The sequence below is a fragment of the Photobacterium makurazakiensis genome, from assembly GCF_050336715.1.
Lineage (GTDB): Bacteria > Pseudomonadota > Gammaproteobacteria > Enterobacterales > Vibrionaceae > Photobacterium > Photobacterium makurazakiensis.
The window spans coordinates 1-14508 of record NZ_JAKJSJ010000068.1 but is presented as its reverse complement, the minus strand read 5'-3'; the positions used below and the strand labels follow the sequence as shown (position 1 = coordinate 14508).

The 14508-nt window shown below is 44.4% G+C and carries 15 protein-coding genes; 7 read left to right on the top strand and 8 right to left on the bottom strand.

Annotated features, from left to right (window positions below; genetic code table 11):
• Positions 1–105: 105 nt before the first annotated feature.
• Both L4D09_RS24165 and L4D09_RS24160 read left to right on the top strand, forming a co-directional pair.
• On the top strand, positions 106–621 hold the full coding sequence (locus L4D09_RS24165; protein ID WP_428460099.1) for an NUDIX hydrolase: 516 nt from the start codon (positions 106–108) through the stop codon (positions 619–621).
• A 115-nt stretch (positions 622–736) separates the two neighbouring features.
• Positions 737–844 carry a 3-ketoacyl-ACP reductase gene (locus tag L4D09_RS24160; RefSeq protein ID WP_428460098.1) on the top strand — a complete coding sequence of 36 codons (108 nt, stop codon included), beginning with the start codon at positions 737–739 and terminating at the stop codon, positions 842–844.
• A 6-nt stretch (positions 845–850) separates the two neighbouring features.
• On the opposite strand, the gene L4D09_RS24155 is transcribed toward L4D09_RS24160, so the two are convergent.
• The 7 genes from L4D09_RS24155 to L4D09_RS24125 form a co-directional block, all read right to left on the bottom strand.
• A complete protein-coding gene (locus tag L4D09_RS24155; protein WP_428460097.1) occupies positions 851–1609 on the bottom strand; it encodes an SDR family oxidoreductase in 759 nt (252 codons plus the stop codon).
• Between the two features lie 63 nt (positions 1610–1672).
• Complete coding sequence (gene mmsB / locus L4D09_RS24150; protein WP_428460096.1) at positions 1673–2575, bottom strand: 3-hydroxyisobutyrate dehydrogenase; 903 nt, start codon at positions 2573–2575, stop codon at positions 1673–1675.
• 18 nt (positions 2576–2593) lie between these two features.
• Positions 2594–3733 carry an enoyl-CoA hydratase/isomerase family protein gene (locus L4D09_RS24145; RefSeq protein WP_428460095.1) on the bottom strand — a complete coding sequence of 380 codons (1140 nt, stop codon included), beginning with the start codon at positions 3731–3733 and terminating at the stop codon, positions 2594–2596.
• Between the two features lie 23 nt (positions 3734–3756).
• Positions 3757–4560, bottom strand: coding sequence for an enoyl-CoA hydratase (locus L4D09_RS24140; protein WP_428460094.1), 804 nt, complete (start codon positions 4558–4560; stop codon positions 3757–3759).
• A gap of 77 nt (positions 4561–4637) precedes the next feature.
• Positions 4638–5804 (bottom strand): acyl-CoA dehydrogenase family protein, encoded by a 1167-nt coding sequence (locus tag L4D09_RS24135; RefSeq protein ID WP_428460093.1) that lies wholly within the window; start codon positions 5802–5804, stop codon positions 4638–4640.
• A 36-nt stretch (positions 5805–5840) separates the two neighbouring features.
• Positions 5841–7349, bottom strand: coding sequence for a CoA-acylating methylmalonate-semialdehyde dehydrogenase (locus L4D09_RS24130; RefSeq protein WP_428460092.1), 1509 nt, complete (start codon positions 7347–7349; stop codon positions 5841–5843).
• 29 nt (positions 7350–7378) lie between these two features.
• A complete protein-coding gene (locus tag L4D09_RS24125) occupies positions 7379–8602 on the bottom strand; it encodes a thiolase family protein (protein ID WP_428460091.1) in 1224 nt (407 codons plus the stop codon).
• 238 nt (positions 8603–8840) lie between these two features.
• On the opposite strand from L4D09_RS24125, the gene L4D09_RS24120 reads away from it, so the two are divergent.
• Genes L4D09_RS24120 through L4D09_RS24100 form a run of 5 tightly spaced genes read left to right on the top strand, consistent with a single transcriptional unit; the run spans position 8841 to position 13838 of the window.
• Positions 8841–9218, top strand: a complete 378-nt coding sequence (locus L4D09_RS24120) for a MerR family transcriptional regulator (protein ID WP_428460090.1) — start codon at positions 8841–8843, stop codon at positions 9216–9218.
• 51 nt (positions 9219–9269) lie between these two features.
• Entirely contained in the window at positions 9270–10439 is a 1170-nt protein-coding gene (locus tag L4D09_RS24115) for an isovaleryl-CoA dehydrogenase (protein ID WP_428460089.1), read from the top strand.
• A 9-nt stretch (positions 10440–10448) separates the two neighbouring features.
• On the top strand, positions 10449–12053 hold the full coding sequence (locus L4D09_RS24110; protein WP_428460088.1) for a carboxyl transferase domain-containing protein: 1605 nt from the start codon (positions 10449–10451) through the stop codon (positions 12051–12053).
• 17 nt (positions 12054–12070) lie between these two features.
• Positions 12071–12898 carry an enoyl-CoA hydratase-related protein gene (locus tag L4D09_RS24105; protein ID WP_428460087.1) on the top strand — a complete coding sequence of 276 codons (828 nt, stop codon included), beginning with the start codon at positions 12071–12073 and terminating at the stop codon, positions 12896–12898.
• A complete protein-coding gene (locus tag L4D09_RS24100) occupies positions 12891–13838 on the top strand; it encodes a hydroxymethylglutaryl-CoA lyase (RefSeq protein ID WP_428460086.1) in 948 nt (315 codons plus the stop codon). The genes L4D09_RS24105 and L4D09_RS24100 overlap by 8 nt, the downstream gene beginning before the upstream one ends.
• Positions 13839–13943: 105 nt before the next feature.
• Here L4D09_RS24100 and L4D09_RS24095 read toward each other — a convergent pair whose 3' ends face one another.
• Complete coding sequence (locus L4D09_RS24095; RefSeq protein ID WP_428460085.1) at positions 13944–14222, bottom strand: hypothetical protein; 279 nt, start codon at positions 14220–14222, stop codon at positions 13944–13946.
• Positions 14223–14508: the final 286 nt, after the last annotated feature.

The following is a 14508-nucleotide window of genomic DNA, read 5'->3' as shown; positions in this document are numbered from 1 at the left end:
TTCCCTGTGTGAGTAATCGCCCATAACAACTGATTGGCTCTACTTTCCTATTCGTCTAATTGGTAGTACAGTCAACCACATCACGCAGTACCTAAAGTAATAGCAATGACAACCAAAACCCTGTGCCAGTGGAAATGCTTTTCTGTAGAGCAATCCAGCCAAACACTACCTGATGGTCGACATGTCGAGTTTACGACTGTAAAACATCCAGGGGCTGTCATCATTGTACCTGTCACTGAACAAGGTGATTTGGTTATGGTGAATCAGTTCCGCCCCGCGATTAAAGATTGGATTCTCGAATTTCCAGCAGGCACACTGGAAGACAGTGAAAATATCCTCGACTGCGCCAAGCGCGAGTTAGCGGAAGAAGTACAACTCAGAGCCAATGAATGGAAAACATTGGGCGAACTTTTCCCTGTCCCCGGTTTTTGCGACGAGGTTCAATACCTGTTTTTGGCAAAGGGACTATCACCTTGCCAAGGTGAACTCGATGACGACGAAATCATTGAGGTAGTAACCCTATCCACTGCAGAGTTCCTTGCTAAAGTCGCCAGCAATGACATCAAAGATGCAAAAACACTGGCTTCATTTTTAAAGCTGCAAGCTATGGGCCTTCTCTAATTTTTCATGCAAGACACACTTTGCAACCAAACACAGTCGCAATTTACTCGAGAATGTGGCATCTTTGCGCCGCATTCTTGCTTTCAGCATCGTACCTAAGCTAAAGGATATAAACATGGACAAACTATTTTCAGTTCTTAATAAAGTTGCCGCTATTATGGCTATGGTAATGTTTGTTGTTGGTGGCGGTATGGCACTTTTTGTCATGGTATACGGCAACTAAGCTCAGTTACATCCGCATCCCACCATCAACTTCCAGTATTCGGCCTGTAAAGTAGTCGTTTTCAAAAATATACTTCACGGCATGGGCAATCTCCTTAGCCTCACCGATTCGGCCGACTGGGATCATTTTTTTCAATCGCTCGACTGCCTCAGGCTTTAGTTGATCTGCCATCGCTGTTTCAACAACACCTGGTGCGATTGCAGCAGCACGAATACCATATTTAGCGAGTTCTTTCGCCCAGCAAACGGCCATTGTTGCCACCGCAGCCTTTGAAGCCGCGTAATTTGTTTGCCCAATATTGCCAGCCCGCGCAACACTGGAAATATTGATTATCACACCACGGCTATCCGAGTTAACCATGGCAGCGGCAGCTTCACGTCCGCATAAGAAAGTACCTGTTGTATTAACATTCATGACAACATTAAACTGCTCTAACGGCATTTTGGTTAGCTGACCATCTTTTACTTTTATCAACATACCATCGTTTAAAATACCGGCATTATTTACCAAGCCATTCAGTTGACCAAAGTCGTCTATGATGCTGCTAAAAACGGTTTCAACCTGCGATTCATTAGTCACATCTACGGTGTATGTAAATGCTTTTGCGCTCAACATTTGGCATTGACGCTGTGTTTGCTTTAACCCTTCTTCATTAAGATCAATAAGGGCTAGATCTGCGCCAGCCTGTGCCAGAGTTATCGCCATCATTTGCCCTAAGCCTTGACCTGCGCCTGTAATAGCGATTGTGCATTGTTTTAAATCCATATGTCCCCCGTAATACATCAAAGAAAATAGTCCATCAAAGAAAATGGTTCGCTTTGCTTAATGTTATTTCTTAGGTTTACGATAAAACTCAAACAGACTTGAAAAATCTAATAGTTCATTACCATTAGCGTTATGAAAAGCGTATAGGTTTCTGGCTAATGTACCCATAGGAATCGCAGATTGACTCTGCGTAGCAGCTTCGATCCCCAACCCTAAATCTTTGAGCATCAATTTAGACATGAAGCCCGGCTGGTACTGATTTGAAGCCGGGGCTTTTTCCATAATACCAGGGCATGGATTATATAATTCAAGGGCCCAATTACGCCCCGAGCTTTGCAGCATAATATCTGATAGAACCTGTGGATCCAGACCGTTATCTATCCCTAGATTTAATGCTTCACAAGTGCCTGACATTAGAATACCAAGCATCAGGTTATTACATATTTTCGCCATCTGACCATCGCCCGCTTTACCGGCATGGAAGATATTTTTACCTACATACTGCAGCACGTTTTTTGATTGCTGAAACCCTTGAGCCGATCCTCCAACAATAAAAGTAAGCGTGCCCGCTTTCGCGCCTGCTACGCCACCGGATACAGGTGCATCAACAAACTCTAGCCCTTGCTTTTGTGCCTCTGAAGCGACTAACCTTGCCGAGTCTGGATCTATCGTTGATGAATCAATTAAAAAGGTATTCTTTCCAACCATTTTTAATAAACCAACGCCACCATGATGGTCACCTAAATAGACCGCACGTACATGATCTCCTGCTGGTAACATGGTAATCACTGTATCAACATCTTTTACTGCAGCCTCAAGCGTTGACGCAACAACAGCACCGTCAGCTTCCAGCTCTTTTGCCGCTGCTGGGTTCAAATCAAATACCGACACATCACAACCCGCTTTTAGCAAATTTCTCGCCATTGGGTTCCCCATATTTCCTAGTCCAACAAATGCAATTTTCATACTTTTGTCACCTCGCGATTAGAGCGTTTGCAACGGGTGTTCGTAATCAGCCCATAATGGAGTAAATAGCTGATCAATTACCGACTCATCAACAGCTTGAATAGAGGAAAAGCGCCAGTTAGGTTGTCCACATTTATCAATTAGACGTGCTCTTACACCCTCATGAAACTCACCTAATTCCCCACATCGAACAGACAGCGTTAACTCAAGCCGGAAGCAATCTGCTAATGATTCATAATGAAATTCAGTCAGCTGGCGATAGCAGATATAGGCAGAAATAGGGCTTCCTTCAGCAAGCGTTAATTGCGCGCGCTTCAGCCATTTATCGTCACCTTCAATATTATGGATTTGCTGCTCTATCTCTACCAGCGAGCCATACTGACAAGCAGCTTGAATACTTGAAAGATGAGGCAGAAGTTGACTTTCAGGGTGACTAGACATTGCTTTCTTACCCAGAGAATCTAATGCGGTGGTCACACTTTTGGCGGGGTCTTCATCGTCCCAATTAATCTGCTGCAGCGCGCTAAATAGTGATGCCTTATCTTCAGGTAGTAAAATATGCTCAGCCATGGATAAGGCAAGAGCATCGGTCGAATTAACTGGCGCGCCTGTTAAACCCAAAAACAAACCAACACCTTGAGGTAAGTGGTTGAGAAACCATGTACCACCAACATCTGGATACAAGCCAATCGTTATTTCAGGCATAGCTAAACGTGAAGATGGGGTTGTAATTCGATGACTTGCGCCGATATAAAGCCCAATACCACCTCCCATCACAATTCCCTGCCCCCAAACAATAATTGGCTTAGAGTACGTATGGATCAAATAATCCGTTTTATACTCAAGCGTAAAATAGTCAGTAAGAAAAGAAGCTGATTGATGTTTACTATTATTTGATGAACCCGGGTCTATTGCTTCATCCATCACTTGAAACATAGCTCGTACATCGCCGCCGGCACAGAATGCTTTCTCCCCCTTTCCATGTATAAACACACAATTCACAGTATCATTATGCTGCCAGTGCAATAAGGCTTCGTATAGTTGACTTAACATGCCCATGGTAAGGGCATTGAGTGATGCAGGGTTATCAAGTTCAGCGACTCCAATTTGATGACCATCTTGGCAAGCCATTTCACTGATATTCACTTTTGCGTCCATCACAGCTCCTTAATTTGAATAGATTATTCATTCATCCATTTAGGCGGGCGTTTTTCTAAGAAAGCATTCACGCCTTCTTTTTGATCTTTGGTGTCAAACAATCGAATAAACAATTCCCGTTCTTTCATTAAGCCATGATGAAGTGGTGCGGAACGGCAATTTTGAATGAGCTCTTTACAAGCCGTAACAGACGAAGGTGATTGATGTGCTACCGATTCTGCTAATTTGGTCGCCGCTTCTAGCCCCAAGCCTGAGCCAACGACCTCTTCAACTAATCCAATATCTAAACCTTGTGACGCTGTCACTCTCTCGCCGCATAATATAATGCGTTTTGCCCACCCCTCGCCGACCAGCCATGTCAGGTTTTGCGTACCACCAGCACAAGGTAACAAACCAACTTTTGCTTCAGGTAGAGCCAATACGGCATGTGCTTCCGCAACTCGAATATCACAAGCCAAGGCAACTTCAAGGCCGCCCCCCATTGCGTAGCCATTAATCGCAGCGATAGACACACCACGAAATGCTGAAAGCGTTTCAAATGCCGCTCCAAACGCCTGTGCCATTTCAATTGCAATGCCTTTATCGCCACTGGCGAACACATTTAGATCAGCGCCAGCAGAAAAGAACTTTTCACCTTGGCCTGTGATCACCAAGGCATAAACATTTTTATTGATGTTCAACGCAGTAATTGCTTCTTTAAGCTGGTTAAGGCTATCTTTTGTCCATGTATTCGCTGGCGGATTATTCATGGTCAAAACTGCCACATGGTTATTAATCGTAACCTGTACCGCGGCGCCTTCTTTCGACATAGCACTTTCTCTGGACATAGAGGTTCTCCTAACTCATTCGAGCAGCCGTTATTTCGGTTGCGATAGTTACGACAAGCATAGGCACGATGACGTAGTTACAATAGCTCAACACCGTCGCTCAGAACACGTCGAGCAATAATCAATCTCATAATTTCATTGGTGCCTTCAAGGATCTGATGTACGCGGACATCTCTAAAAAAGCGCTCCATCGGGTACTCTTTGATATAACCGTAGCCACCATATAGCTGCAGTGCCTGGTCACAAACTTTAAAGCCTACATCGGTTGCAAAGCGTTTGGCCATTGCGCAATATACAGAAGCTTCAGGGTCTGACTGATCCAATTTATAAGCGGCATAGCGTACTAATTGCCTTGCCGCGACCAATTCCGTTGTCATATCTGCGAGTGAAAATTGGACCGTCTGAAATTGGGATAACGGTTTACCAAACTGCTTACGTTCCGCAACATACTGCTTAGCGTTATTCAGCGCCTGCTGTGCCGTACCTAATGAACAACTCGCAATATTAATTCGGCCACCATCTAGCCCTTTCATCGCATATTTAAAACCTTCGCCTTCTTTGCCTAAGAGATTAACCTCTGGAATAACAACCTGATCAAAAGTAACCGCGCGAGTGGGCTGGCTATTCCAGCCCATTTTGGGCTCTTTCCTACCATAACTCACACCATCTGCATTGGCTGGCACCACAAAAGCAGTTATTCCCTCCGAATTTGGACGGCTTTCATCATGCTTTAGTCGAGCCATCACCACTAAAACATCGGTTTCGCCAGCTCCTGAGATAAACGCTTTGGCACCATTAATAATATAGCTTTCACCTTGTTTTACTGCTGACGTCGTCAAAGAAGCAGCGTCTGATCCTGCATTCGCTTCCGTTAAACAGTAGGATGCCAGCAGCTCACCAGTCATCAACTTGGGGCAGTATTGTTGCTTCACAACCTCTTGGCCAAAGCTAGCAATCATCCAGCTCACCATGTTATGAATAGTCATAAAAGCAGTGGTTGATGTACAGCCCATTGCTAAATGTTCAAAGACAATTGATGCATCTAAGCGCGGTAGTCCCAAACCTCCTTCAGACTCTGGCACGTAAAGGCTTAAAAAACCCATTTCACCAGCTTGTTGGAGTACATCTTTTGGGAAGGTTTGTGTTTCATCCCAGTGTGCAGCATTGGGGGCTAACTGTTCTTGAGCAAATTGGCTTGCAGCACTGGCGAACGCACGTTGATCATCATTTAGCGCAAAATCCATAATCAATTCCTCGAGTCATCAATGGCTCATGCTGATTTATCTTAGATGAATGGTCATATTCGGACCTTCTGGAATATCTTCATCAAACCAACGTGCCGTAATTGTTTTTGTTTCAGTATAAAAACGTACAGCTTGTTTACCGTAAGCATGAAGATCGCCATAAAAACTGCCTCGCCACCCTGTAAAAGAAAAGAAAGGTAACGGTACGGGAATGGGGACATTAATACCGACTTGGCCAACTTGAATTTGATGCTGATACTTTCTTGCTGCAGCCCCGCACGCTGTAAATATCGACGTCCCGTTGCCATAAGGGTTCTGATTAACCAGTGCTATCGCCTCACCCAGGGTTTCAACCTCTATACACACCAGAACCGGACCAAATATCTCTTGTTTATAAATCGACATCTCCGTCGAGGCGCTTGAAAACAATGTCGGCCCAACCCAATTGCCATCTGCATAACCATCAACTTCACACTGACTACCATCAAGCTCACAAACTGCACCTTGCTGCTTGCCTTCTTCGATGAGTGAAATGACTCGCTGTTTCGCTTGCTGGCTGATCAAAGGCCCAAAAGCAGCACCTTCATCATCCGAAGCGCCGGGCCTTACTTTTTCCATCGCTGCTTTCAGCGTTGGAATAACGGATTTAGCCTCTCCCACTAACACCGCAACAGAAATCGCCATACACCGTTGACCCGCAGCACCCACAGATGAGCCAACCAAGTTATTCACGACTTGCTCGTGATTGGCGTCAGGCATTACAACCATGTGATTTTTAGCCCCAGCAAATGCTTGTACTCGCTTAAAATGCTGAGTACCCGTTCGATATATATACTGAGCAACAGGTACCGAACCTACAAACGACACCGTACGAATGTCTGGATGAGCAAGCAGGTAATCTACCTGCTCTTTTCCACCATGCACAATTTGTAATACACCTTTGGGTGCGCCTGCTAACTCAAATAACTCAGCTAAACGCATTGCCGTTAATGGGACTTGTTCTGATGGTTTTAAAACAAAGGTATTACCTGCTGCTATTGCCATCGGAAACATCCACAGTGGGATCATCGCAGGGAAGTTAAATGGAGTGATCCCACAACAAACACCTAGAGGCTGAATTAATGAGTAGGAATCAATGTCTGTAGCAACATTTTCAACGGTTTCACCCATCATCAAACTGGCTATATTGGCGGCTTGTTCAACCACTTCAATTCCACGCCAAACATCACCTTTTGCATCAGCAAAGTTCTTGCCTGTTTCACTCGATAGCAATGTTGCTAATTCATCGTGATGGGCTTTTAATTCATGCTGATAATTCAACATTAATCGTGCGCGCTCTGGTGTGGGAACATCTTTCCAGCACTGAAACATCGCCTTTGCACTCTCAATCGCTTCAAGCATTTCAATGTCTGTGGTCAGTGGAACTTGTGCTATTGCAGCATTGCTAGCAGGATCGGTAACATCTACCCAAGAAGTCGACGCTGACTGCTTGAATTCACCATTGATATATAACGGAACTTTTTTTGGTGCTGTTGAATTGCTCATTATCGTCCCCAGAAAGTCAATTATTCAGGTTACTTGGTCGATACAGGTACTTCCAACGCCATTGCAGTTGCTTCACCGCCACCAATGCATAAAGCAGCGATGCCTCTCGCGGGTTTAGATGTCGCTTGCTGTAAACGGTTTAATCGATGGATCAAAGTGACTAATATTCGAGCCCCTGTCGCCCCAATGGGATGCCCTAGCGCACATGCCCCACCATCAGGGTTCACCTTCTCTGGTGCTAATTCCAAATGCTTGATGGCAATTTGAGTGACAACAGCAAAAGCTTCATTGATTTCCCAACTATCAATGTCATTTACCGTCCAATTTAAATCGTCAAGAAGCTGCTGTATGGCGAAAGCTGGCGCTATCGTAAATTCAGCAGGCTTACGCGCATGACTGGCATGGCCTTTAATGACTGCCAGTGGTGATAACCCCTCTTGACGAGCAGATTCTGCATCCATAAGCATCAGTGCTGCGGCACCATCAGAAATCGAACTTGAATTTGCTGCCGTAACGGTCCCAGAAGGTGAAAAAGCGGGTCTCAGCTGAGATATTTTAGTAATATTAATTTCTTGTGGATGCTCGTCAGTAGTAATGCGGTGTGATTCACTTTTCCCTTTTTTGCTTGGCTTTACCGCCACATCAACTGGCACAATTTCATCTTTAAACCAGCCTAATTCTTGTGCCTGTAATGCACGTTCCACCGATAATACAGCCCATTTATCCATACTTTGCCGAGTAAACTGCTCTTTCTCGGCAGTTGCTTGAGCATACACCCCCATGAGTTTGCCTTCATAGGCGTCTTCAAGGCCATCTAAAAACATATGGTCATAGCTGGTGTTATGGCCGAGTCGCAGCCCTGCTCTTGCTTGTTTTTGCAGGTAAGGCGCATTGGTCATGCTTTCCATCCCCCCCGCAATGACGACGCGATTACGATTAAGAAGTATCGAGTCATAGCCAAGCATGACGGCTTTCATACCCGAACCACATACCTTGTTCAAGGTCGTACAACCAACGCTAACTGGCAAACTAGCACCTAACGCTGCCTGTCTTGCAGGTGCTTGACCGCATCCCGCCGACAGCACATTCCCCATAAATACTTCGTCAAGCCGACCGGGTTTGATATTTGTTCTCTCAAGCGTTCCCGCAATGGCTGCACTGCCTAGTTGAGGGGCGGTTAATGACGAAAAGTGTCCTTGAAAACTGCCTATCGGCGTTCTGTTTGCCGCAACAACCCACACGTCCTTACTCATCAGCATGTCCTCATATCTACCGAGCAGCATGTAGCACTGTGCACTCGATTTCTTGACGTTTACGTAAGCATAGCACTAACATTTACGTAAACGTTAAGAACAAAACACACTAAAGTGTCAACCTAGTTATCCAGTGACATTACTGCCGTTACAGGAGTTCTGAGTGGTTTATCTCGATACGTTTAATTGGATAAGTCATTGGTCTACCACAGTCGTTTGACCTAAGAGGCGGTTCAAAGTGGAGACATTTAAGATTAGTGAACTTGCTAAAGAATTTGACATTACAACCCGCAGCATTCGGTTTTATGAAGATGTTGGGTTGTTACAACCTGATCGCCAAGGCAATGCTCGCATTTACCAACGACGAGATAAAGTCAGGTTAAAATTGATTTTACGCGGTAAAAGGCTCGGGTTTTCATTAGCCGAAATACGTGAGCTTTTTGAACTGTATGATACAGATCAGAGCGTAATACAGCTGGCCAAAATGTTAACGATTATCGATACCAAACAAGCAGTACTACAGCGCCAACTTGAAGATATTAATGTCGTGATGAATGAGTTAAAGCTTGCAAAAAATCGCTGCCAACAAGCCTTGAATAACCACGCTAATCAATAGCAGCATTTACAGAGTAAGAATAAAGCAACCTAACAGCTTTTTGGAGCTCGTATGAATGATATGTTCACCGCACTCAACTTCGGATTAGGCGAGACCAATGACATGCTCCGCGAGCAAGTAAATCATTTTGCTCAAGATACCATTGCTCCACTTGCCGCCCATATTGATCGAGATAACCAATTTCCCAACCAACTCTGGCCTTTGCTGGGTGAAATGGGATTACTCGGTGTGACGATCAGTGAGCAATATGGGGGAGCCAGCATGGGCTACCTCTCACATGTCATCGCGATGGAAGAAATAAGCCGTGCGTCAGCTTCTGTTGGTCTTAGTTATGGAGCGCACTCCAACCTTTGCGTGAATCAAATTTATCGTCATGGTACGCCTGATCAGAAAGCTAAATATTTACCGAAACTCGTTTCCGGCGAGCACATTGGGGCACTCGCGATGAGCGAAGCCAATGCAGGCTCTGACGTTGTTAGCATGCAATTGCGAGCGGAAGATAATGGTGATCATTACACCTTAAACGGTAGCAAAATGTGGATCACTAATGGGCCTGATGCCAACACCATTGTGGTCTACGCCAAAACATCACCAGCTGAAGGTTCACATGGTATTTCAGCTTTTATTATCGAAAGCGATTTCTCCGGTTTTAGTCATGCCCAAAAACTCGATAAATTAGGTATGCGTGGGTCAAATACCTGTGAACTGGTATTTGAGAATTGTGTTGTTCCGCATGAAAACGTACTGGGTAAGCTTAACCACGGCGTCAATGTGTTAATGAGCGGTCTTGATTATGAACGCATTGTATTGGCAGCAGGGCCTCTGGGTATCATGCGGGCCTGCCTTGATGTTGTATTACCTTACATTCACGACAGAAAACAATTTGGCCAATCCATCGGAGAATTTCAGTTAGTACAAGGCAAAGTTGCCGATATGTATACCCGAACCAATGCAGCCCGTGCCTATATCTATACTGTCGCTGCAGCTTGCGATCGTGGAGAGGCGACTCGGAAAGATGCCGCGGGTGCCATTCTATACGCAGCGGAACTTGCAACACAATTAGCCTTAGACACTATCCAATTGCTTGGCGGTAATGGCTATATCAATGAATTTCCCGCAGGCCGGCTACTCCGTGATGCCAAACTTTACGAGATTGGCGCAGGTACATCAGAAATTCGCCGCATGCTAATTGGCCGTGAATTATTTGAAGAGTCAAAATAAGGATGTTCCATGGCGATTATACAAACTGCGATCAATCGTGATGATGTATTTTACCGCGATAACTATCGAGACATGGCGACACTAGTCGATGAATTTCAGACACATGTTGCAAGTCTTAAGCAAGGTGGCGGTATTGAATCACTCAAAAAGCAAAAAAAGAAAGGGAAATACCCGGTACGAACACGTATCGACATGTTATTAGATCCTGACAGCCGTTTTCTTGAAATCGGACAGTTCGCCGCTTGGAAAATATATGACGATGATATTCCCTGTGCCGGTGTTGTTGCTGGTATAGGGCGTATTGAAGGCATTGATTGCATGATTGTCGCCAACGACCCTTCAGTAAAAGGCGGTACATATTACCCACTCACCGTGAAGAAACACCTTCGAGCTCAAGAAATTGCTGAACGCTGCCATTTACCTTGTGTGTACCTTGTTGATTCAGGTGGTGCCAACCTGCCCCATCAAGCCGATGTTTTCCCTGACCGTGACCACTTTGGCCGAATTTTTTTCAATCAAGCACGTATGTCTGCCAAAGGGATCCCACAAATCGCGGTTGTACTTGGCTCATGTACCGCAGGTGGTGCCTACGTACCTGCTATGGCTGACGAGTCTATTATTGTCAAAGAACAAGGAACGATATTCTTAGCTGGCCCACCTCTCGTGAAAGCAGCTACAGGTGAAATCGTGACAGCTGAAGAGCTAGGCGGAGCCTATGTACATTGCAAAATATCAGGGGTTGCAGACTATTACGCTCATGATGAAGATCATGCGCTTGATCTCACTAAGCAAGCCGTTAGCAGCAGTGGCCTAGAAGCGATTCCAAGCATCCAAAAAAATGCCCTCCCGCCGCGGTATTCCGCTGATGAGTTATTCGGCATTGTTGGCGCAGATTTACGTACCCCCATCAATATAAAGGAAGTGATTGCGCGTATTGTTGATGGTTCTGAGTTTGACGAATTTAAAGCGCTTTATGGTTCTACATTAGTATGTGGCTTTGCCAAACTTTATGGCATGCCGATAGGCATTGTGGCCAATAATGGCATTCTATTTTCAGAATCAGCACAAAAAGGCGCACATTTTATTGAGATCTGCGCCAAACGAAAAATACCTCTACTGTTTTTGCAAAACATTACCGGTTTTATGGTTGGCAAAAAAATGGAGCATGAAGGTATCGCCAAGCATGGCGCTAAAATGGTAATGGCTGTGGCTTGCGCTGATGTGCCTAAATTCACTGTGATTGTTGGCGGTTCATACGGTGCAGGTAATTACGGTATGTGCGGGCGAGCTTATGATCCCACCATGATTTGGATGTGGCCAAATGCCCGAATATCAGTGATGGGTGGAGAACAAGCTGCGGGGGTTTTAGCGCAAGTCACCAAGGATAACAAAGAACAGAAAGGTGAACCGTGGACACCCGATCAGGAAGAAGCGCTTAAACAACCTATTCGCGACTTATATGAAGAACAAGGATCCCCCTATTTTGCCAGCGCTCGGCTATGGGATGACGGCATCATTGATCCGCGGCAAACCCGAGAGATTGTCGGCCAAGCTTTAGCGGCATCACGCCGAGCTCCGATACCCAACAGCACATTTGGTATTTTCCGTATGTAGAACAGAGGGCGCCAGTTATGTCGACGTTAGCGTACAAACAACTTCACAAAAACAATGATGATGACATCCTCTGCCATGTTGATGAGTATGGTCTAGCGACTATCACGTTGAACCGTACCAAAAAACACAATGCATTTAATGCCGACTGTATTTCCACCCTACGGCAGTTCCTTGAAGCCCTGAATAAACAGCGAGATATAAAGGCGTTAGTACTAAAAGCTAATGGCAAGTTTTTTAGCGCAGGGGCTGATCTTGAATGGATGCGGTCGATGGCAAACCAATCAAAAACTGAAAACATTGCTGATGCAGAACAACTTACTGCCTTATTACGAGATTTGGATACTTTTCCTCACCCAACTCTCGCACTGGTTCAAGGAAGTACTTTTGGCGGTGCTTTAGGCTTAATCTGTTGCTGCGATATCGTGATGGCTCAACAAGATAGCATTTTCTGTTTTAGTGAAGTCAAAATAGGTCTTGTCCCTGCAACCATAGCTCCATATGTTATTCGGGCAATTGGTCAACGGCAAGCAAGACGCTATATGCTTACCGCCGAGACATTTGATGCAACAACATCGCTCCAGCTAGGTATCGTTCACAGTGTTGTAGCTGATGCACTTGCCCTGAAAGTGCAAAGCCAAAAGCTCATCACGCATATGCTGCTTAATGCCCCTCTTGCTGTATCTATTGCAAAGCAATTATGTCTTGATTGCGACCCAATCCCTGAAAAAATGTATACCTTTACCTCTGAACTAATAGCCAGGGTAAGAACATCACCAGAAGGACAAGAAGGACTCACAGCATTTATAGAAAAACGTCAGCCAGCATGGGTGACGAAAGATGAATAACGGCCTACTAACCCTAGCAAACCTTCCTAAAGAGGTGACCATTTTTGAAGTCGGCGCAAGAGATGGCCTTCAGAATGAGCCGTTGATAAATACAGAACATAAAATCGCATTCATAAATGCTCTCTCGAAATCAGGCTTAACCCATGTAGAAGCAGGCTCATTTGTTTCAGCTAAACGCGTCCCTCAAATGGCCGATTCTGCCAACGTATTACAGCAAATAGAAAGACACACTGGTGTGAACTACTCGGCATTAACCCCTAATATACAAGGCTTTGAAATGGCACTACAAGCCAATGCTAATGAAATTGCCATTTTTGGTTCCGCTTCAGAAACCTTTAGCCAAAGAAACATCAACTGCTCAATTTCAGATAGCCTCAAACGCTTTGAGTCTGTAATTGCATTGGCAAAGCTTCATCAGATCCCTGTTCGAGGGTATTTATCCTGTATCTGCGATTGCCCCTACGACGGTAAAACGTCACCCAATCAAGTCGCAGCTGTTGCTAAGTCACTCATTGATTTAGGCTGCTATGAAGTATCGCTAGGCGACACGATTGGCACTGGTACTCCAATCAGGGTGGCAAAAGTATTAGAAGCAACCTATAAGCAAGTTGATACACATAGACTGGCGGTGCATTTTCATAACACTTGGGGGCAAGCTCTGGCTAATATTTACCAAGCCGTCGCTATGGGGATTACAACAATCGACAGTAGCACAGCTGGATTAGGTGGATGCCCTTATGCAGAAGGAGCAAGTGGTAATGTCGCCACTGAAGATGTGCTTTATCTTTGTCATGAGCTTGGCATTCATACAGGTGTTGATCTCAATACTATCGCCCAAGCGGGTTGGGATATTTGTCATCAGCTAAATAAAGTCCCACAGTCAAACGTGTCACTAGCATTGTTAACCCAACATAAAAAAGGGTTTAATTCTCACTTCTGAAAATTAAACCCAACATGGTGTAACAAATTGGCTCAAGGAGAACTGGGGTGACTCGGGTTAAACCATTTCATAACACGTTAAGTCATATCAGCAATTACCATTTAACTAGTAATCATTTCGCAAAAAGCGTTGTTCAGCTTCCAATTCATTCACAGCGCGCCATAATTTTTGTTCCCGTTCGATACGCTTTTCATGGTGATGATTGGTACCTTCAATTTTTAATTGATCCATGGGGCCTATGTATTGTTCTGCATGACCATTAAATAAGACTCTAAACTCCTCTATGGTAGGTAGGCAGTTGTTATCTTCTTCAAAGTTTTCAAAAATATCATGAACCGTTAAAGAAATGTCACGCTTAATTCCATCAAAATCTGAGTTATCCATTTCCATACTCCAAAATTACAGTCACGCATGTAAAAAATCAAAGACACAAATAGTGTAGTTGAAAAAGTTGTGCTTCAGACACGCATAAAAAGTGTAACAAGTAAGAAACACATCAATATAAATATTTGTTTTAAATAGAATATAGTTAGTAAAAACCCGATAAAGAGCTAAAATGACTAAACAGGTAGGTTCATTTTTTAGAATAAGATCTCATTTTTCTAATAATATTAAATATGCCGTTTCATCATGAAGAAAGAACTATAATAGATATTATTCATTATAAGAC

Bases quoted from the DNA above. Each gene is read 5' to 3' on its own strand.
- L4D09_RS24145 (WP_428460095.1), bottom strand. From the start codon at position 3,733: ATGGACGCAAAAGTGAATATCAGTGAAATGGCTTGCCAAGATGGTCAT.
- L4D09_RS24110 (WP_428460088.1), top strand. From the start codon at position 10,449: ATGGCGATTATACAAACTGCGATCAATCGTGATGATGTATTTTACCGC.
- L4D09_RS24155 (WP_428460097.1), bottom strand. From the start codon at position 1,609: ATGGATTTAAAACAATGCACAATCGCTATTACAGGCGCAGGTCAAGGC.
- L4D09_RS24160 (WP_428460098.1), top strand. From the start codon at position 737: ATGGACAAACTATTTTCAGTTCTTAATAAAGTTGCCGCTATTATGGCT.
- mmsB (WP_428460096.1), bottom strand. From the start codon at position 2,575: ATGAAAATTGCATTTGTTGGACTAGGAAATATGGGGAACCCAATGGCG.
- L4D09_RS24165 (WP_428460099.1), top strand. From the start codon at position 106: ATGACAACCAAAACCCTGTGCCAGTGGAAATGCTTTTCTGTAGAGCAA.
- L4D09_RS24125 (WP_428460091.1), bottom strand. From the start codon at position 8,602: ATGAGTAAGGACGTGTGGGTTGTTGCGGCAAACAGAACGCCGATAGGC.
- L4D09_RS24095 (WP_428460085.1), bottom strand. From the start codon at position 14,222: ATGGATAACTCAGATTTTGATGGAATTAAGCGTGACATTTCTTTAACG.
- L4D09_RS24135 (WP_428460093.1), bottom strand. From the start codon at position 5,804: ATGGATTTTGCGCTAAATGATGATCAACGTGCGTTCGCCAGTGCTGCA.
- L4D09_RS24130 (WP_428460092.1), bottom strand. From the start codon at position 7,349: ATGAGCAATTCAACAGCACCAAAAAAAGTTCCGTTATATATCAATGGT.
- L4D09_RS24140 (WP_428460094.1), bottom strand. From the start codon at position 4,560: ATGTCCAGAGAAAGTGCTATGTCGAAAGAAGGCGCCGCGGTACAGGTT.
- L4D09_RS24105 (WP_428460087.1), top strand. From the start codon at position 12,071: ATGTCGACGTTAGCGTACAAACAACTTCACAAAAACAATGATGATGAC.
- L4D09_RS24115 (WP_428460089.1), top strand. From the start codon at position 9,270: ATGAATGATATGTTCACCGCACTCAACTTCGGATTAGGCGAGACCAAT.
- L4D09_RS24100 (WP_428460086.1), top strand. From the start codon at position 12,891: ATGAATAACGGCCTACTAACCCTAGCAAACCTTCCTAAAGAGGTGACC.